The 19,306-nt window shown below is 40.8% G+C and carries 16 protein-coding genes; all 16 read left to right on the top strand.

Going from position 1 to position 19,306, the window contains the following annotated elements:
- Positions 1 to 66 precede the first annotated feature (66 nt).
- The 16 genes from ACFQWC_RS07505 (at position 67) to ACFQWC_RS07430 (ending at position 19,248) form a co-directional block, all read left to right on the top strand.
- On the top strand, positions 67 to 1,776 hold the full coding sequence (locus tag ACFQWC_RS07505; RefSeq protein ID WP_299740917.1) for a proline--tRNA ligase: 1,710 nt from the start codon (positions 67 to 69) through the stop codon (positions 1,774 to 1,776).
- 93 nt (positions 1,777 to 1,869) lie between these two features.
- A complete protein-coding gene (locus ACFQWC_RS07500) occupies positions 1,870 to 6,189 on the top strand; it encodes a PolC-type DNA polymerase III (protein WP_299740919.1) in 4,320 nt (1,439 codons plus the stop codon).
- A gap of 186 nt (positions 6,190 to 6,375) precedes the next feature.
- Positions 6,376 to 6,846 (top strand): ribosome maturation factor RimP, encoded by a 471-nt coding sequence (gene rimP / locus ACFQWC_RS07495; protein WP_113968189.1) that lies wholly within the window; start codon positions 6,376 to 6,378, stop codon positions 6,844 to 6,846.
- Positions 6,847 to 6,881: 35 nt separating this feature from the next.
- Positions 6,882 to 8,015: a transcription termination factor NusA gene (gene nusA, locus ACFQWC_RS07490; protein WP_299740924.1), complete on the top strand. Its 1,134-nt coding sequence runs from the start codon at positions 6,882 to 6,884 to the stop codon at positions 8,013 to 8,015.
- 12 nt (positions 8,016 to 8,027) lie between these two features.
- A complete protein-coding gene (gene rnpM, locus ACFQWC_RS07485) occupies positions 8,028 to 8,297 on the top strand; it encodes an RNase P modulator RnpM (protein ID WP_299740927.1) in 270 nt (89 codons plus the stop codon).
- Between the two features lie 10 nt (positions 8,298 to 8,307).
- Positions 8,308 to 8,625: a YlxQ family RNA-binding protein gene (locus ACFQWC_RS07480; RefSeq protein WP_299740929.1), complete on the top strand. Its 318-nt coding sequence runs from the start codon at positions 8,308 to 8,310 to the stop codon at positions 8,623 to 8,625.
- A 4-nt stretch (positions 8,626 to 8,629) separates the two neighbouring features.
- A complete protein-coding gene (infB, locus tag ACFQWC_RS07475; RefSeq protein ID WP_299740931.1) occupies positions 8,630 to 10,801 on the top strand; it encodes a translation initiation factor IF-2 in 2,172 nt (723 codons plus the stop codon).
- Complete coding sequence (locus ACFQWC_RS07470; RefSeq protein WP_299740933.1) at positions 10,798 to 11,076, top strand: DUF503 domain-containing protein; 279 nt, start codon at positions 10,798 to 10,800, stop codon at positions 11,074 to 11,076. The genes infB and ACFQWC_RS07470 overlap by 4 nt, the downstream gene beginning before the upstream one ends.
- A 55-nt stretch (positions 11,077 to 11,131) precedes the next feature.
- Entirely contained in the window at positions 11,132 to 11,500 is a 369-nt protein-coding gene (gene rbfA / locus ACFQWC_RS07465; RefSeq protein WP_044337361.1) for a 30S ribosome-binding factor RbfA, read from the top strand.
- 99 nt (positions 11,501 to 11,599) lie between these two features.
- Positions 11,600 to 12,508 (top strand): tRNA pseudouridine(55) synthase TruB, encoded by a 909-nt coding sequence (gene truB / locus ACFQWC_RS07460; protein ID WP_341357872.1) that lies wholly within the window; start codon positions 11,600 to 11,602, stop codon positions 12,506 to 12,508.
- Between the two features lie 18 nt (positions 12,509 to 12,526).
- Positions 12,527 to 13,471: a bifunctional riboflavin kinase/FAD synthetase gene (gene ribF / locus ACFQWC_RS07455; protein WP_299740938.1), complete on the top strand. Its 945-nt coding sequence runs from the start codon at positions 12,527 to 12,529 to the stop codon at positions 13,469 to 13,471.
- Between the two features lie 135 nt (positions 13,472 to 13,606).
- Positions 13,607 to 13,876 carry a 30S ribosomal protein S15 gene (gene rpsO / locus ACFQWC_RS07450; RefSeq protein WP_034760125.1) on the top strand — a complete coding sequence of 90 codons (270 nt, stop codon included), beginning with the start codon at positions 13,607 to 13,609 and terminating at the stop codon, positions 13,874 to 13,876.
- Positions 13,877 to 14,215: 339 nt separating this feature from the next.
- A complete protein-coding gene (gene pnp / locus ACFQWC_RS07445; protein WP_299740943.1) occupies positions 14,216 to 16,339 on the top strand; it encodes a polyribonucleotide nucleotidyltransferase in 2,124 nt (707 codons plus the stop codon).
- A gap of 262 nt (positions 16,340 to 16,601) precedes the next feature.
- On the top strand, positions 16,602 to 17,591 hold the full coding sequence (locus tag ACFQWC_RS07440; RefSeq protein WP_299740945.1) for a polysaccharide deacetylase family protein: 990 nt from the start codon (positions 16,602 to 16,604) through the stop codon (positions 17,589 to 17,591).
- A 45-nt stretch (positions 17,592 to 17,636) separates the two neighbouring features.
- A complete protein-coding gene (locus ACFQWC_RS07435) occupies positions 17,637 to 18,878 on the top strand; it encodes a M16 family metallopeptidase (RefSeq protein WP_299740947.1) in 1,242 nt (413 codons plus the stop codon).
- A 136-nt stretch (positions 18,879 to 19,014) separates the two neighbouring features.
- On the top strand, positions 19,015 to 19,248 hold the full coding sequence (locus ACFQWC_RS07430) for a YlmC/YmxH family sporulation protein (RefSeq protein WP_299740949.1): 234 nt from the start codon (positions 19,015 to 19,017) through the stop codon (positions 19,246 to 19,248).
- The last annotated feature ends 58 nt before the right edge of the window (positions 19,249 to 19,306 follow it).

The raw sequence follows: 19,306 nt of genomic DNA, 5'->3' as shown, positions 1-19,306 counted from the left end.
TAAAATAGTGAGAAGGAAATTCCCACACTACATAAATAATTTATATGGTAACTGAGGTGCTAATAGATGAAGCAACGTAATACATTCATCCCTACACTTAGAGAAACTCCGGCTGATGCAGAAATTAAGAGCCATCAGCTTCTCTTGCGTGCAGGATTTATAAGACAAAATGCCAGTGGTATTTATAGCTTTTTGCCATTGGGGAATAAAGTTTTAAAAAAAGTAGAAGAGATTATTCGTGAAGAACTGGATGCAGCGGGGGCTGTCGAAATGCTTATGCCTGCTCTTCAACCTTCTGAGCTCTGGAAAGAATCAGGACGTTGGGGAACGTATGGTCCAGAATTAATGCGAATGAATGATCGCCATGATCGCGAATTTGCCCTTGGAGCCACACATGAGGAAGTGATTACAAGTTTAGTCAGGGACGAAATTAAATCGTATAAGCGTCTGCCCCTTACGATGTATCAAATTCAGACTAAATTCCGTGATGAAAAGCGTCCACGTTTTGGTCTTCTTAGAGGAAGAGAGTTCATTATGAAGGATGCCTACTCATTTCATTCTTCCTTTGAAAGCCTGGACGAGACATACGATGCGTTATTTCAAGCGTATTCAAATATATTCAGCCGATGCGGGCTTAATTTCAGAGCAGTTATCGCCGACTCTGGAGCGATGGGTGGCAAGGATACGCATGAATTTATGGTGTTATCTGAAGTCGGAGAAGATACGATTGCATACTCCGATACATCCGATTATGCAGCGAATATAGAAATGGCAGAAGTGGTTGACTCCTATCAGAAATCGGATGAAGATATGCTTGATCTGGAAAAGGTTTCAACACCAGATAGTAAATCGATTGATGAAGTATCCTCTTTCCTATCCATGGAGAAAGCTCAGTGCATTAAGTCGCTGCTATTTAAAGTAGATGATGATTACGTACTGGTATTATCTCGTGGTGATCACGAAATTAATGATATTAAAGTGAAGAACCTTTTGAATGCAAGTGTGGTTGAATTAGCGACTGCAGAAGAAACGAAAGAGTTCATCGGATGTGAAATCGGATCGATTGGACCTTGCTCATTGGATAAAGAGGTAAGAGTTGTTGCCGATCACGCAGTTAAATACCTCCGCAACAGCGTTACCGGAGCAAACGAAGGAGGATACCATTTCATAAACGTGAATCCTGAACGTGATTTTGAGGTTTCTCAATATGCTGATCTTCGCTTTATTCAAGAAGGTGACCCTTCACCAGACGGAAATGGTAAGATCGTTTTCGCAAAAGGAATTGAAGTGGGACATGTATTCAAATTGGGGACAAGATATTCAGATGCTTTAGGTAGCTCATTCTTAGATGAAAATGGCCGATCTCAATCAATCATCATGGGCTGCTATGGCATAGGTGTATCACGTACCCTTGCAGCGGTTGCAGAGCAATTTAATGATGGTAATGGTCTGGTTTGGCCAACGAACCTTTCACCTTATGACCTTCACTTAATTCCAATTAATATGAAGGATGACGCACAGTCAAAACTCGCAAACGAATTATATGACTCATTAAAGGAAAATCGTTATGATGTATTAATGGATGACCGGGCTGAGCGTCCAGGTGTTAAATTCGCCGATTCAGACCTGATAGGACTCCCTATTCGTATAACAGTCGGGAAGAAAGCAGGGGAAGGCATCGTTGAAATAAAAGTAAGAAAATCAGGAGATATGCTGGAAGTGCACAAAGACGAGCTTCTACCAAAGCTCCAAGAACTATTCAAGACTCTTTCTTAAACATAAAAGGGCTCGACTTTGAAGGAGGCAATCCTTAGCTGTCAGCCCTTTTTCTACTGTAAATAACACGATTAGAAATGGGGGAAAAGAATCATGGAAGAAAAGCCCCTGGGCAAAAGAGAAAGGTTCCAACTGTTGCTAAAGCAATTAGGGTTAACAGAGGATGCCTTTGTAAAGTACTTTCAAAACGCTGAAATTGAAAAACTAGCGGTGTTTCGCAAGGAGAAGAAGTGGCATTTTTACTTTACTTTTGAGGAGATCATTCCGTGTAACGTGTGGAGTAAATTCTCAATTTCACTGCAAACATCCTTTAAACATATTGCAAACGTGGGATTTACCATTAAAGTGTTGAATACCCAAATCACAGAACAGCATATTTTAGATTATTGGCAGGACTGTGTGAAAGAAATCCAAGGGATATCACCGCCATTATTAAAATTATTAAATACTCAAAAGCCAAAAATCAATGGAAACAAAATCATTGTTCAGGCATCCAATGATACAGAAGCAACTCAGTTAAAGAGAAAATATGGTGACATGATCACCTCTACCTTCGAGAACTTCGGCTTCCCTAAACTGGTTCTGGATGCAGAAGTTAGTCAGGTCGAGGAACAGAGCAATGAGTATGAGAAATTTTTAGAAGAAAAGCTTAAAGAAGATCAAGAAAGAGCGAAACAGGCTCTTATTGAAATGGAAAAGGCTGAAAAAGAGGAAGCAAGTGATGCACCTAGTGGTCCATTCATGCTTGGTCTTACAATTAAAGATGATGCTGACTTCCGGAAGATTGAAGAAATTTACGATGAGGAACGAAGAATCGCTATCGAAGGATATGTCTTTGATTGTGAAACACGTGAATTACGAAGCGGTCGTACATTACTAACGTTTAAAGTAACGGATTACTCCAGTTCGATCCTGGTCAAAATGTTCTCGAGGGATAAAGAGGACGCTGCAATTATGAACATTATGAAAAAAGGTATGTGGGTTCGATGCCGTGGAAGTATTCAAAATGATACGTTCGTGCGTGACCTTGTGATGATTGCCAATGATGTAAACGAAATCAAACCTGTTCTGAGACTTGATACAGCCCCTGCCGATGAGAAAAGGGTAGAGCTTCACATGCACACACCCATGAGTCAGATGGATGCTGTATCTTCCGTATCAAGTTTAGTGTCTCAAGCAAAAAAATGGGGTCATAAAGCGGTTGCCATCACAGATCATGCCGTTGCACAATCGTTCCCTGAGGCGTATAGCGCAAGCAAGAAGAACGATATTAAACTGCTATATGGAGTAGAGGCTAATCTTGTAGATGATGGAGTACCAATTGCCTATAACGACCGGGATCTTCCTTTAGAAGATAGTACATTTATTGTCTTTGACGTTGAGACGACTGGACTTTCGGCAGTTTACGATACCGTCATTGAACTTGCCGCGGTGAAAATCAAGAATGGTGAGGTCATTGATAAATTTGAATCGTTTGCCAACCCTCATCATCCATTATCCGCTACTACCATTGAATTAACGGGGATCACAGATGATATGGTGCAAACGGCACCTGAAATAAACGATGTTCTTCACGACTATCATAAATGGGTAGGAGAAGATATATTAGTTGCTCATAATGCTTCCTTTGATATGGGGTTCTTGAATGCAGGGTATCAGAAAGCAGGACTCCCTAAAGCGACTAACCCTGTCATCGATACGCTGGAGCTTGCCAGACTATTGTATCCTCAATTCAAAAACCATCGTTTAAATACGTTAGCCAAGAAATTTGATATTGAACTGACCCAGCATCACCGAGCCATATATGATGCGGAAACAACTGGATACCTGTTATTGAAAATGCTGAAAGATGCCGTCGAAAAAGGAATCACCAATCATAATCAATTCAATGATTATATGGGGAAAGGCGATGCGTACAAGCGGTCAAGACCATATCACTGTACACTGATTGCTCAAACGGAAGAAGGTTTAAAGAACCTTTATAAACTAGTATCCATATCTCACATGAATTATTTTTTCCGTGTCCCGCGCATTCCCCGATCTCAGCTTCAAAAATATCGCACGGGAATTCTTGTTGGTTCAGGCTGTGATAAGGGCGAAGTGTTCGAAGGGATGATGCAAAAAGGGAAAGAAGAAGTTGAGGAAACGGCTCAATTCTATGATTACCTGGAAGTTCATCCAAAAGAAGTATATCAGCATTTAATAGAGTTGGATTTGGTGCAAAGTCAGAAGAACCTAGAAGATATCATAAAAAACATTGTGGATCTTGGTAAGAAATTGAATAAGCCTGTAGTGGCTACCGGTAACGTACATTACTTAAATGAGAACGACAAGATTTACCGGAAGATTCTCGTCGGTTCTCAAGGCGGTGCGAATCCGTTAAACCGACATGAACTTCCTGATGTTCATTTTAGAACAACGAATGAGATGCTGGATGCATTCTCTTTCTTAGGGAAAGAAAAAGCGAAAGAAATTGTTGTGGATAACTCCAATAAAATAGCCGATCTCGTAGACGTAATTAAACCAATCAGAGATGATCTTTATACGCCTAAAATTGAAGGGGCAGATGAAGAAATGCGGCGCATGAGTTATTCCATGGCAAAAAACATTTACGGAGAAGAGCTTCCTGAAATTGTAGAAGCGAGGCTGGAAAAGGAATTAAAGAGTATTATAGGGCATGGATTCGCAGTCATCTATTTAATTTCACATAAGCTCGTGAAAAAGTCATTGGATGATGGGTACCTTGTAGGATCCCGTGGATCAGTAGGATCTTCTTTTGTAGCCACGATGACAGAAATAACGGAAGTAAATCCTTTACCTCCCCACTATGTATGTCCATCTTGCAAGAAATCTGAGTTCTTTGATGATGGATCGGTAGGGTCCGGGTTTGATTTGCCTAATAAAGATTGTCCTGAATGTGGAATTCCTTATAAAAAGGATGGTCATGATATTCCCTTTGAAACATTCCTTGGATTTAAAGGAGACAAAGTCCCTGATATCGATTTGAACTTTTCAGGTGAATATCAGCCTAATGCCCATAACTATACGAAGGTTTTGTTCGGTGAAGACAATGTTTATCGAGCGGGTACAATCGGTACAGTGGCAGAAAAGACCGCCTACGGGTATGTAAAAGGGTACGCGAATGACCATCAGCTGCAAATCCGCGGAGCGGAAATCGATCGATTGGTAAGCGGGTGTACCGGAGTAAAAAGGACAACTGGTCAGCATCCTGGAGGTATCATTGTAGTCCCTGACTATATGGATATCTACGATTTCTCCCCTATCCAATTTCCTGCTGACGATTCAAGCTCGGAATGGAAAACAACACATTTTGATTTCCATTCTATTCATGATAATCTCTTAAAGCTTGATATCCTGGGGCACGATGATCCAACCGTGATTCGCATGCTTCAAGATTTATCTGGTGTAGACCCTAAAACCATTCCAACAGATGATCCTGAAGTAATGAAAATCTTCAGTGGGACGGAATCGCTCGGAGTGACAGAAGAACAAATCATGTGTAAGACCGGGACGCTCGGAATCCCGGAATTTGGTACACGATTTGTTCGTCAAATGCTTGAGGATACGAAACCGACTACATTTTCTGAGCTTGTTCAAATATCAGGTCTTTCGCATGGTACTGATGTATGGCTTGGCAATGCGCAAGAGCTTATCCATAATAATATTTGTAATCTGAGCGAAGTAATCGGTTGTCGTGATGATATTATGGTCTATCTCATCTATCAAGGACTCGAGCCTTCACTTGCCTTTAAAATCATGGAATTTGTACGTAAAGGGAAGGGACTCCAGGATGAATGGGTAGAAGAGATGAAGAAGAATGGGGTACCGGACTGGTATATTGATTCTTGTTTGAAGATCAAATATATGTTCCCTAAAGCACATGCAGCTGCCTATGTATTAATGGCTGTTCGTATTGCTTACTTTAAAGTGCATCATGCTCTCTTGTACTATGCTGCTTACTTCACCGTTCGTGCAGAGGATTTCGATATTGAAGCCATGGTGAGGGGATCACAAGCCGTCAGAGCTAAGATAGAAGAAATCAACAGCAAAGGCCTGGATGCATCTCCGAAAGAAAAGAACACGTTAACAGTATTGGAGTTGGCCCTTGAAATGTGTGAACGGGGATACAAATTCCAAAAGGTAGATCTGTATCGTTCACAAGCGGCTGAATTTGTTATAGATGGAGATTCATTGATCCCGCCGTTCAACTCGATTCCCGGGCTCGGGACGAATGCGGCCATCAATATTGTGAATGCAAGACAAGATGGCGAGTTTCTCTCTAAAGAGGATCTTCAACAAAGAGGTCGCGTCTCCAAGACAATTATCGAGTACCTGGATAATCACGGCTGCTTGGAAGCCTTGCCGGATAAGAACCAACTATCTCTATTCTAAGCTGATACCATGGGAATTGTTTGCATAAAAATGTTGATTATGGTATATTTTTATTGGAAATACTAAAGATAGCTCTAAAGGTAGAAGAGTGGGGTCGCACCCCACTCTTTCGTTATTACATGGAGATTTTTTGAACTATCATTTCTAGTCTTGGTGCAAGATTTTCATATAGACCAGGAGGTAAGTATGAGCAAAATAACAACACTTGTAGAAGAACTTGTTACACCAATCTTAGACGACATGTCTTTAGAACTCATTGACATGGAATATGTGAAAGAAGGTTCCAATTGGTTTCTTCGCGTATTTATTGACAAGGATTCAGGTGTGGACATTGAAGAATGCGGAATAGTAAGTGAAAGACTTAGTGAAAAGTTGGATGAAATTGACCCAATTCCTCATAATTACTTTTTAGAAGTTTCTTCACCGGGCGCTGAACGTCCTTTAAAGAAAGAAAAGGACTTTGAGAAGGCCATCGGCAAAAACGTTTATGTGAAAACATATGAGCCGTTGAACGGTGAAAAGGCCTTCGAAGGCACACTTCTTTCCTATACTTCAGACCAATTAGCATTGGAAGTAACCATTAAGACTCGAAAAAAGAAGGTTGAAATTCCAACAGATAAGATAGCCATCGCACGATTAGCTGTTACATTTTCATAGGAACTAACCGCACTATAAAGGGGGATGAAACCACCATGAGCACTCAGTTATTAGATGCTCTTACTGTTTTAGAGAAAGAGAAAGGCATTGCAAGAGATGTCATCATTGAAGCAATTGAAGCTGCACTTGTGTCGGCTTATAAACGAAATTTTAACCAAGCACAAAATGTCCGTGTAGACCTTAACCTTGAAACGGGTACGATGAGAGTCTTCGCTCGTAAAGAAGTTGTAGACGAAGTATTCGATTCCCGCCTTGAGATTTCTGTCGAGGACGCCGGGGAAATCAACCCCAGCTATGAGGTTGGAGACGTTGTTGAGTTGGAGGTTACACCAAAGGACTTTGGCCGAATCGCTGCCCAAACGGCTAAACAGGTTGTGACTCAACGAGTAAGAGAAGCTGAAAGAGGAATTATCTATTCCGAATTCGTGGATCGCGAAGAAGATATCATGACAGGTATCGTTCAACGTCAGGACAATCGCTTTATCTATGTGGCATTAGGTAAGATTGAGGCACTTTTACCTGTGAGTGAGCAGATGCCCAATGAAACTTATAAACCTCATGATCGCATTAAAGTGTTTATCACAAAGGTTGAGAAGACGACAAAAGGTCCTCAAATCTTTGTTTCAAGAACACACCCCGGATTACTGAAACGTTTATTTGAAATCGAAGTTCCTGAAATCTTTGATGGAACGGTAGAAATCAAATCTGTTGCACGTGAAGCCGGTGACCGATCTAAAATCTCTGTTCATGCAGAAAATTCAGAGGTAGACCCCGTTGGTGCTTGTGTAGGAACCAAGGGTGCGCGTGTGCAAGCAATTGTAAACGAATTAAAAGGTGAAAAAATTGACATCGTTCAATGGTCAGAAGATCCTGTAACATTCGTAGCCAATGCACTGAGTCCATCTAAAGTGCTGGATGTACAGGTAAATGAAGAAGATAAAGCAACAAGGGTAGTTGTTCCGGATTATCAACTTTCACTTGCAATCGGTAAACGTGGTCAAAACGCTCGCCTTGCAGCGAAATTGACAAACTGGAAGATTGATATCAAGAGTGAAACAGATGCACGTGAACTGGGATTATATCCTCGTGAAGATGCCTTCCTGCCTCAGGATGAAGAGGAAGAGTATGATAACGAACCTTTAAATATTGATTTCGAAAATCAAGATTAAGAGGTGACCAAGATGGGTGTAAATAAGAAGGTACCATTGCGTAAATGTGTAGCAACGGGTGAAATGAAACCTAAGAAAGAAATGATCCGGATTGTCCGCTCGAAAGAAGGGGAGGTTTCCATCGATCCTACCGGTAAGAAATCAGGACGGGGAGCTTATCTTTCAAAGGATAAAGACGTCATTTTACAAGCTAAAAAGAAAAATACTTTAGCCAATCAATTACAAGCGAAAATAGATGAATCTCTTTACGATGAATTGATTAGCCTTGTGGAGAAGGAGTAACGTTTAGCGTATGAACCAAAATCGTTGGATGTCACTTTTAGGATTGGCGAATCGGGCACGTAAGATTATTTCAGGTGAAGAGCTTGTTATTAAAGAAGTTCGTAATGGACGAGCAAAACTTGTCATTCTTTCCAAAGATGCTTCTGCTAATACGTACAAGAAAATCACGGACAAATGTAATTCCTACAATGTCCCGGTTAGTTTGGTGGATAGCAGAAATGATTTAGGTCAGGCCATTGGAAAAGAAGCCAGGGTAGTGGTGGCTATAATGGATGCAGGCTTTGCCGGGAAATTATCCGAACTGCTCGATGAATCTCAGTGGGGGTGAACATATGAGCAAGACGCGTGTTTATGAATATGCAAAAAAATACAATGTTTCAAGCAAAGATGTTATCGGGAAATTAAAGCAACTGAATATTGAGGTATCAAACCATATGGCAACTATAGAAGACGACGCAGTAACAAAATTAGACGCGATGTACAAAGGGAATTCCGGCAGTCAAGGGAATAAACCTGGCCAAAAGGATTCAAAGGCAAGTGCATCAAAGTCAGAAGAAGCTCCTAACAAGGAAAAAGTAAAATCAGCACCGAAAAGTCGTGAAGGAAAAAAACACGAACAACAGCACCAGTCAAAGGAGAAGAAGGTCTTCAATAATAACAACAACAAAAACAAAAATAACAAACAAAATAAGCAAAATAAAAATTTCAAACAGGCTCCACAGCAACAGCAGCCTGCCAAGAAAAAGGAACTACCTTCAAAAATCACTTTCTCTGAGTCATTAACGGTTTCAGAGCTTGCGAAAAAGCTTCACAAAGAGCCATCTGAAATCATTAAAAAACTATTCATGCTTGGTGTAATGGCAACAATCAACCAAGAGTTGGATAAAGACTCGATTGAGCTGATTGCAGGAGAATATGGAGTGGAAGTAGAGGAAGAGATCAAAGTAGATGCTACTGATCTTGAAGTATACTTCACTGAAGATACACAAGAGCAAGTAGAAGAGCGTCCTTCAGTTGTGACAATCATGGGTCACGTTGACCATGGTAAAACGACGCTGCTTGATTCTATCCGTAACACGAAAGTAACGGCAGGAGAAGCTGGAGGGATCACTCAGCATATCGGTGCTTATCAAGTAGAAGTAGATGGAAAGAAAATCACATTCCTTGATACTCCTGGACATGCTGCCTTCACAACAATGCGTGCCCGCGGTGCTCAAGTAACGGATATTGCGATCATCGTTGTAGCTGCTGATGATGGTGTCATGCCTCAAACAGTTGAAGCAATCAACCATGCGAAAGCTGCTGAAGTTCCGATTATCATTGCCGTTAATAAAATGGATAAGGAAGCTGCAAATCCAGATCGTGTAATGCAAGAACTGACTGAATACGAATTGGTTCCTGAAGCGTGGGGTGGGGACACAATCTTCGTTCCGCTATCTGCATTATCTGGTGAAGGTATCGATAATTTACTTGAAATGATCGTCCTTGTAAGTGAAGTGGAAGAGCTTCAAGCGAATCCAAATCGTCTTGCACAAGGTACAGTGATTGAGGCACAATTAGACAAAGGCCGAGGATCTGTAGCGACTTTACTTGTTCAAAACGGTACTTTAAAAGTTGGAGATCCAATCGTTGTAGGAAACACGTTCGGTCGTGTGCGTGCAATGGTCAATGATCTTGGTCGCCGTGTGAAAGAAGCAGGTCCATCTGCCCCTGTTGAAATCACAGGTTTAAATGATGTTCCTCAAGCAGGAGATCGATTCGTTGTATTTGAAGACGAGAAGACGGCTCGTTCTGTTGGTGAAGCTCGTGCATCTCAAGCTCTGCAAGCACAGCGTGGAGAGAAGTCTAAAGTAAGTCTTGAAAACCTGTTTGAACAAATGAAACAAGGTGAAATGAAGGACCTGAACCTTGTTCTTAAAGCAGACGTTCAAGGTTCAGTAGAAGCTCTTGCAGCTTCATTGCTGAAAATTGAAGTTGAAGGTGTAAATATTCGTATCATCCATACTGGTGTGGGAGCGATTAACGAATCAGATATTACACTGGCAGCAGCGTCCAACGCCATTGTTATAGGTTTTAATGTTCGTCCTGATGTAAATGCGAAACGTACGGCTGATACCGAGGGAGTAGAAATTCGATTACACCGTATTATCTATAAGGTAATGGAGGAAATTGAAGCTGCTATGCAAGGGATGCTGGACCCTGAATTCGAAGAAAAAATCATTGGTCAAGCAGAAGTTCGTCAAACATTTAAAGTGTCTAAAGTTGGTACGATTGCGGGAAGCTATGTAACAGAAGGTAAAATTTCTCGCGACAGCGGCGTTCGTCTGATTCGTGATGGAATTGTTATCTTTGAAGGTGAACTCGATGCCCTTAAACGCTTTAAGGATGATGCGAAAGACGTAGCCAAAGGCTACGAATGTGGTATTACGATTAAGAACTTTAATGATGTGAAAGAAGGCGACGTTATCGAAGCCTTCATCATGGAGGAAATTACACGTAAATGATCACGTATGTTGAATGTGAGTGTATGATTTATGATTCTCACTCTTTAAAAGAAAAGCGGGCGGTCCTGCAGAGGGTCTTGTCACGCCTCAAACAAAAATTTAATGTATCTGTCTCTGAAATCGGCCATCAGGATGTATGGCAACGAACCAGGATTGCCATGGTCACCGTCGCTTCTTCTAAAGGAGCCAGTGAAAGAGAAATTGAGCATGCATTGAAATTCATTGATTCTTTTCCAGAGTGGGAGAGACTGGAGACCCAAATCGAGTCGTTATAGAGAGTTGCTTATGTTCCAACATATAACTATTAACGATATATAAGAGGTGATATTGATGAGCCATCGTGCGAATCGTGTTGGCGAGCAAATGAAGAAAGAGCTCAGCGATATTATCGGACGAAAAATAAAGGATCCACGCATTGGCTTTGTAACGGTTACAGATGTGCAGGTAACTGGAGATTTACAACAGGCAAAAGTGTATATTACCGTTCTGGGTGGAGAAGACCAAAGAGAAAACACGCTTAAAGGTCTGGCGAAGGCAAAAGGGTTCATCCGTTCTGAAGTAGGACAGCGAATCCGTCTCCGCAAAACACCTGAAATTATTTTTGAGTTTGATGAATCGATTGATTATGGTAATCATATTGAATCTTTATTAAGAAAAGTTCAAGATGAACCAGAAGAGTCTAAAGATACAGAAGAGTAACTAGAAAGGGCTGATCCGGACGGAAGTACAATTCCAATGGATCGGTCCTTTTGTTTTCTATTTGTGAAATACAGAATGTATATCAGTGGAGGTAGTAAGATGAATGGAATCCTGCCCTTATGGAAGCCTCGCGGCATGACGTCCCATGATTGTGTATTTAAATTAAGAAAGCTCCTTAGAACGAAAAAGGTTGGCCATACAGGTACCCTTGATCCAGAGGTTTCTGGCGTACTGCCTATTTGTATTGGAAGGGCAACGAAGATAGCTGAATACATTACAGCATCAGGAAAAACCTATGAAGGGGAAGTCACTCTCGGTTTTTCGACTACTACGGAAGATGCCTGGGGTGAGCTCGTGGAAGAAAAGAAGGTGGACCGCACGATTACTAGGGCAGAGGTTGAGGAGATACTCCGAAGTTTAACAGGCGACATTGTTCAAACGCCTCCAATGTTTTCGGCGGTAAAGGTAAATGGCAAACGGTTATATGAATATGCAAGGCTTGGGATAGAAGTAGACAGACCATCAAGAACTGTTCATATCCATAATCTTCAATTACTGGAGAATTGGAATGAATTAGACAGTGATGATCCATCTTTTACTTTTGAAGTAGTTTGTGGCAAAGGGACCTATGTGAGAACCCTTGCAGTTGAAATTGGAAAAAGACTTGGATATCCAGCTCATATGTCCGCCCTTACCCGTACGCAATCAGCTAGTTTTAGAAAAGAGGACTGTTATACCTTAGAAGATGTAAAAGAGTTTGTTGAAAATGAAAACCCAAAGGGACTTCTTCTCCCGTTGGAAATGGGACTTTCTCATTTGCCGAAAATGGCAATTAGTGATACATTAGCAGAGAAAGTGAAGAACGGAGCACGCTTAGAAGAGCCTGAGGATTGGCCAGAAAGCAAAGAGGTAGTGATGGAGTACCATGGCAAGGTCATTGCCATCTATCAGCGTCATCCGGACAAACCTGGGATTATCAAGCCTGTTAAGGTGCTTTTCAACGACTAGTGAAAAAGGTGAAATACTGTGAAAGTAATAACTGTACATCATCCCCATTCAATTAGTAAGAATGATTTTCCTCCCCTTGTAATGGCTCTTGGATACTTCGATGGAGTACATAGAGGACATCAAAGGGTCATCACGACAGCAGTAAAAAAAGCGAAGGAACTCAATGTGAGTAGTGCGGTCATGACATTTGATCCCCATCCTTCAGTTGTACTGGGTCATAAACACAAACATATTCACTACATAACTCCTCTGGAAGATAAGAAAGAAATCATAGAGGAGCTGGGAGTAGATTATTTATTTATTGTTCGTTTTACATCAGAATTTGCAAGTCTGATTCCCCAGGACTTTGTTGATCAATATATTATTGGACTCAATGCACTGCATGTAGTAGCAGGATTCGATTACTCATATGGAAGGTTGGGAAAAGGGACGATGGAAACTCTTCCATTCCACTCCAGGGATATGTTTACATCCACTACAATTTCGAAATTGACAGACGATGATTTGAAAGTAAGTTCAACCTTAATAAGAGGAAGCCTCAAAGATGGGGACGTAAAGAAGGTTCATCAACTCCTGGGGAGACCGTTTAAAATGAAAGGGACAGTCATACACGGAGATAAGAGAGGCAGAAAAATAGGCTTTCCTACTGCCAATATTGAATTAGCCGACGACTATCTGACTCCTAAAGTGGGAGTGTATGCTGTTAAAATGAAAATTCATGATAAATGGTTTGATGGTGTATGTAATATTGGATACAAGCCCACTTTTAAAAATCCTGATGAATACTCTCTATCAATTGAAGTTCATATTTTTGATTTTCATGCTTCAATATATGGCGAAGAAGTGTATATCGAATGGTATGAAAGAATTAGAGATGAACAGAAATTTTCCGGGATAGAGGAATTAATCTCCCAAATTCAAAAAGATAAAGACAAAGCGATTCACTACTTTTCGGAAATTTGAGGATTATACTTGATTTTTGTTGAAAATAGTAGTATTCTAAATAGCGTATGAAATGAACCTTTGCTTGGCATCACGATTCACCAACGGCTGCTCAGTAACAGGGGATTTGAAAGAAATTATTAGGAGGTGAAAAGGATGGCTATCACTAAAGAGCGTAAAAACGAACTTATCAGTGAATACAAAGTACATGAGAACGATACTGGATCTCCAGAAGTTCAAATTGCTGTCCTAACTGAAGAAATTAACAACCTGAACGATCACTTACGCGTTCACAAGAAAGACCACCACTCTCGTCGCGGTCTTCTAAAAATGGTAGGTCACCGTCGTAATCTTCTATCTTACCTACGTAAGAAAGATGTACAACGCTACCGTGAGTTAATTAACAAATTAGGTTTACGTCGATAAACAGACAAAGGAAGCGGGATTATTTCCCGCTTTTTCTTTAGCTTTCATAAGTGGAAATCTTTGTATGATTCGCCACTTCTTTTTAAACATTTTCTTCATTTTAAGTATTCAATTTTATCGTTTTTGTCTAAAATACATAATATGTACATAAATGTTGAGGCCAGGCCTACTTGCGAAGATTAAGGATCTGCCGAACGTCCTATATTTACATAGTCACTTATGTGATTCATTCAAACGAATATAACAGCGCAAATGTGCATGATATAGATTATTTAAGTTTTATCCGGGTTGGGTACAGACCGAACCCTTTAGTGATATATAAAGAGAGGGGTACACTTTATGGAACAAACTAAACAAACCTTTTCCATTGAATGGGCCGGAAGAGAATTAACGGTCGAAGTTGGTCAATTTGCCAAACAAGCGAATGGAGCGGTAATGGTACGCTATGGAGATACTGCGGTACTGAGCAGTGCCACAGCTTCTAAAGAACCAAAACCTTTGGATTTCTTTCCGTTAACTGTAAATTATGAAGAAAGATTATATGCGGTGGGTAAAATTCCCGGAGGATTTATTAAACGTGAAGGACGCCCTAGTGAGAAAGCGATCCTTGCGAGCCGTTTGATCGACCGTCCTATTCGTCCACTGTTCGCTGATGGATTCCGTAATGAAGTACAAGTAATCAGTATAGTGATGAGTGTAGACCAAAACTGTTCATCTGAAATGGCAGCTATGTTTGGATCTTCACTAGCACTATCTGTTTCTGATATCCCGTTTGAGGGCCCAATTGCTGGGGTCATTGTTGGTTTGATTGATGGAGAATTCATCATTAACCCTTCAGTAGAGCAACTTGAAAAGAGCGAAATCCATTTATCTGTAGCTGGTACTAAAGATGCTATCAACATGGTTGAAGCAGGTGCAGACGAAGTACCGGAAGAGACAATGCTTGAGGCAATCATGTTTGGTCATGAAGAAATTAAGCGTTTAGTTGCTTTCCAAGAGGAAATCGTCGCTAAAGTCGGTAAAGAAAAATCAGAAATTCAACTTGTGGAATTGGATCAAGACATCGAAGCAGAGGTTCGTTCATTATGTGAAAGTGAACTGATTCCAGCGATTCAAGTTCAAGAAAAACATGCTCGTGAAGAAGCAATTAAAGCAGTAAAGAATAAAGTGATGGCTGTATATGAAGAAGAGAAGGAAGCCGATGAAGCTACCCTGAAGCAAGTGAAGAAAGTGTTAGACAAGCTTGTGAAAAATGAAGTCCGTCGCTTGATTACTGAAGATAAAGTCCGTCCTGATGGCCGTAAAGTTGACGAAATCCGTCCACTTTCTTCAGAGGTTGGATTACTGCCTAGAACACATGGTTCGGGACTATTCACACGTGGACAAACTCAAGCACTAAGCATTTGTACATTAGGGGCTCTGGGAGATGTTCAGGTTCTTGATGGTTTAGGAATTGAAGAATCAAAACGATTCATGCATCATTATAATTTCCCTCAATTCAGTGTAGGGGAAACAGGACCAATCAGAGGACCGGGCCGTCGTGAAATTGGACATGGAGCACTGGGAGAAAAAGCTCTGGATCCAATTATTCCAAACGAAAAAGACTTCCCTTATACAATCCGTCTTGTATCGGAAGTACTTGAATCAAACGGTTCAACTTCTCAAGCAAGCATTTGTGCAAGTACCCTCGCGATGATGGATGCCGGTGTTCCTATTAAAGCACCTGTAGCCGGGATTGCAATGGGTCTGATCAAGTCTGGTGAAAACTACTCCATCTTAACGGACATTCAAGGAATGGAAGATCACCTTGGTGACATGGACTTTAAAGTAGCAGGGACTTCTAAGGGTGTAACCGCTCTTCAAATGGATATCAAAATTGATGGGTTATCTCGAGAGATTCTTGAAGAAGCACTTCAACAAGCCAAAAAAGGAAGAATGCAGATTCTTGATAGCATGCTAGCAACAATCGGTGAAGCAAGAACGAGCCTTTCTCAATACGCTCCGAAAATCTTAACCATGCATATTAATCCTGATAAGATCCGTGATGTTATTGGACCAAGTGGTAAACAAATCAATAAAATCATCGACGAAACAGGCGTTAAGATTGATATTGAGCAGGACGGCACAATCTTTATCTCATCTACTGATGAAGAGATGAACAAAGTGGCCAAGAAAACAATCGAAGATATCGTAAGAGAAGTTGAAGCTGGACAAATGTACCTTGGTAAAGTAAAACGAATTGAAAAATTCGGTGCATTTGTAGAAATCTTCAGTGGTAAAGATGGACTTGTCCACATTTCTGAACTTGCAGAAGAGCGTATTCGCAAAGTTGAAGATGTGGTAGCGATCGGCGATGAGATCCTTGTTAAGGTTCTGGATATCGATAACCAGGGAAGAGTCAACTTGTCAAGAAAAGCCGTTCTTAAAGAGCAGCGCGAAAAGGAAGAACAAAACCAGGCATAATCTTTTAAGATTGGCAGGCTGTCCTGTAAGGAGCAAACTCTCCTCCGGGATGGCTTTTTTTATCTTTGGTTGGCTGGAGGAGTATCATCCAGCTCCGGGGCTTAGAGGCTCGAGGTCATAAGTCAAAGATATCAAAAAGGCAAAAAACGCCTTTCCGATATCTTCGCCTTATGCTTGTCGCCTCTCGAGCAAAGCCCCTCCGCTTTTGTTCTACCTTTTCCCTTCCTAACATATGTTTTTAGGAGAAGGAAGGTGGACAGGTATGGAAAAAAGATACTTGATTGGAATTAGTCTCATTGCTATTCTGACTTTAGTAGTTGTTGAAAATCCGTTAACAGATCAGTATGTGACAGGACTAAAACAAGAATCACTAGAAGTAAATGGAATTAGCGAACCCAATGATCTAACTCGCAAAATAAAAGAAGAAGCAAAATTGAGAGAAATCCCAGCTCAAGATGCTGTAATAGATACAGTTTGGAAAGCTACACCAGGCTATAACGGTTTAAAAGTGGATGTAGAAGCGTCCCTTCAAAACATGAAAAAAGAGAAATCATTTGATGAAGATAAACTGATCTACAAACAGATCCCTCCTGAAAAGCATTTACCGGATTTGCCCGCATCTCCTGTATACAGAGGGAATCCAGATAAACCCATGGTTTCATTTATCATAAATGTAGCATGGGGAAATGAATATATTCCAGATATGCTTGCAACTTTGAAAAAGCATCAAGTGTATGCTACCTTCTTTTTAGAGGGGAGATGGGTTAAAAATAACCCGGACTTAGCAAAGATGATTGTTGATGCGGGACATGAAGTAGGTAATCATTCATATTCTCACCCGGATATGAAAACGTTGGAGTCAGCCAAAGTAAGGGAAGAATTGAAAAAGACGAATGAGATTATTGAGGTCACTACTGGTGAAAAAGTGAAGTGGTTTGCACCGCCTAGCGGAAGCTATCGTGATGAAGTTGTAAATATTGCAGACGAAATGCACATGAGAACAATAATGTGGAGTGTGGATACCATTGACTGGCAAAAACCACAGCCTCATGTGTTAGTGGAACGTGTGATGGGTAAGATGCATAAGGGAGCAATAGTTCTCATGCACCCTACAGCTTCTACAGCCAATTCATTAAATTCGTTAATCCTTCTAGTAAAAGAAAAAGATTTGAGACTGGGTACGATTTCAAGTCTGGTTAAAGAAGAGCGAATCGTAGAAGACGTCGATAATTCATCCCGGGCAAGGAAATAGTAAGGAGAAGCAGTAACTTTGCATCATGAATAGGAGGAAGTTTTTTTGATAAAGAAATATACTTGCCAAAATGGACTACGAATCGTGCTGGAAGAAATTCCGCATGTTCGCTCAGTAGCGATAGGGGTCTGGATTGCAACAGGCTCACGAAATGAAACGGAACAAAATAATGGTATTTCCCATTTTCTGGAGCATATGTTTTTCAAAGGGACTAAAACAAAAACAGCACGTGAAATTGCAGAGTCCTTTGATAGCATTGGCGGACAAGTAAATGCATTTACTTCAAAGGAATACACCTGCTACTATGCAAAGGTTTTGGACAATCATGCAGATTATGCACTACATACACTTTCTGACATGTTCTTTAATTCTACCTATGTAGAAGAGGAATTGAATAAGGAAAAAAATGTAGTGTATGAAGAAATTAAAATGTATGAGGATACGCCGGACGATATCGTTCATGACCTGCTCAGCAAGGCAGTCTATGAAGAGCATCCCCTTGGCTATCCGATTCTGGGAACGGAAGAAACCCTGAACTCATTCAATCAAGCTAAATTAAAGGAATATATGCATGACATGTACACACCAGAGCAAGTAGTGGTCTCTGTGGCAGGAAATGTAGATGAAACTTTTATCAAAGAAGTAGAGAAGCTATTCGGATCTTATGAAGGCGGTAAAGGACCTGAGGACCGTGTTAAGCCTGCCTTTCACAACAATAAGCTTGCCCGTAAAAAAGATACAGAACAAGCTCATTTATGCTTAGGATTTGACGGTCTGCAGATTGGGCATCCAGACATCTATAACCTGATTGTATTAAACAACGTGTTAGGTGGCAGTATGTCATCCCGTCTGTTTCAGGAGGTTCGAGAGCAAAGAGGACTTGCTTACTCCGTATTTTCATATCACTCCGCTTATGAAGATAGTGGAATGGTAACCATCTATGGAGGGACAGGGGCAAATCAGTTAGATCAGTTATTCGATACAATCGACAGTACCCTGCAAGCCTTAAAAGCTGATGGTATAACCTCTAAAGAATTACTTAACAGCAAAGAGCAATTAAAGGGTAACCTTATGCTCAGCTTAGAAAGCACCAATAGCCGCATGAGTCGTAATGGTAAAAATGAGCTGTTACTAAAACGACACCGGACGCTTGATGAGATCGTCGAAGAAATCGACGGAGTTACGATGGATAAAGTGAATCAGTTGGCCCTGGACATCTTTAAAGATGATTATGCAATATCCCTCATCAGTCCCGATGGGAATCTTCCTCAAAATATGAGAAAATAACAGGAGAAAGCAGACTATTTTAGTCTGCTTTTTTTTGAATGATTCATCACATTGGAGGAAATAGCGAAGAAATCCTTCTAAAAAAAGTGGACAGTGTATACATTGTAATACAGAGCTTTTTAAGGGGGAAACCTTCATGAGATTAAGCGAGTTAAGCGGAAAAGAAATCGTCGATTATAAAAAAGCAGAACGACTAGGAATTCTTGGGCAAACCGATCTTGAATTTAATGATAAGTCAGGAAATATCAATGCGCTTATCATTCCAACCGGAAAATGGCTGCGGAAGCAAGGCGGGGAAATTCGAGTACCCTGGCATCAAATAAGAACCATCGGAGCTGATATGATCATTCTGGAAGTATCGAATGATTAACGGAAGAAGAAGTTTGATGAAACGGGGCTTCCCCGTTTTTTTTATTGGACTTTCATTT

Origin of the sequence: Rossellomorea sp. GCM10028870 (assembly GCF_042666755.1) — a bacterium.
GTDB lineage: Bacteria > Bacillota > Bacilli > Bacillales > Bacillaceae_B > Rossellomorea.
Note: the sequence above shows the minus strand (reverse complement) of the source record. Positions and strands in the feature narration are given on the sequence as shown.

Excerpts from the sequence above, each read along its gene's own strand:
- rbfA (WP_044337361.1), top strand. The coding sequence starts at position 11,132 with ATGAGCCATCGTGCGAATCGTGTTGGCGAGCAAATGAAGAAAGAGCTC.
- ACFQWC_RS07430 (WP_299740949.1), top strand. The coding sequence starts at position 19,015 with ATGAGATTAAGCGAGTTAAGCGGAAAAGAAATCGTCGATTATAAAAAA.
- ACFQWC_RS07440 (WP_299740945.1), top strand. The coding sequence starts at position 16,602 with ATGGAAAAAAGATACTTGATTGGAATTAGTCTCATTGCTATTCTGACT.
- infB (WP_299740931.1), top strand. The coding sequence starts at position 8,630 with ATGAGCAAGACGCGTGTTTATGAATATGCAAAAAAATACAATGTTTCA.
- rnpM (WP_299740927.1), top strand. The coding sequence starts at position 8,028 with ATGGGTGTAAATAAGAAGGTACCATTGCGTAAATGTGTAGCAACGGGT.
- nusA (WP_299740924.1), top strand. The coding sequence starts at position 6,882 with ATGAGCACTCAGTTATTAGATGCTCTTACTGTTTTAGAGAAAGAGAAA.
- pnp (WP_299740943.1), top strand. The coding sequence starts at position 14,216 with ATGGAACAAACTAAACAAACCTTTTCCATTGAATGGGCCGGAAGAGAA.
- rpsO (WP_034760125.1), top strand. The coding sequence starts at position 13,607 with ATGGCTATCACTAAAGAGCGTAAAAACGAACTTATCAGTGAATACAAA.
- ACFQWC_RS07480 (WP_299740929.1), top strand. The coding sequence starts at position 8,308 with ATGAACCAAAATCGTTGGATGTCACTTTTAGGATTGGCGAATCGGGCA.
- ACFQWC_RS07470 (WP_299740933.1), top strand. The coding sequence starts at position 10,798 with ATGATCACGTATGTTGAATGTGAGTGTATGATTTATGATTCTCACTCT.
- rimP (WP_113968189.1), top strand. The coding sequence starts at position 6,376 with ATGAGCAAAATAACAACACTTGTAGAAGAACTTGTTACACCAATCTTA.
- ACFQWC_RS07500 (WP_299740919.1), top strand. The coding sequence starts at position 1,870 with ATGGAAGAAAAGCCCCTGGGCAAAAGAGAAAGGTTCCAACTGTTGCTA.
- truB (WP_341357872.1), top strand. The coding sequence starts at position 11,600 with ATGAATGGAATCCTGCCCTTATGGAAGCCTCGCGGCATGACGTCCCAT.
- ACFQWC_RS07505 (WP_299740917.1), top strand. The coding sequence starts at position 67 with ATGAAGCAACGTAATACATTCATCCCTACACTTAGAGAAACTCCGGCT.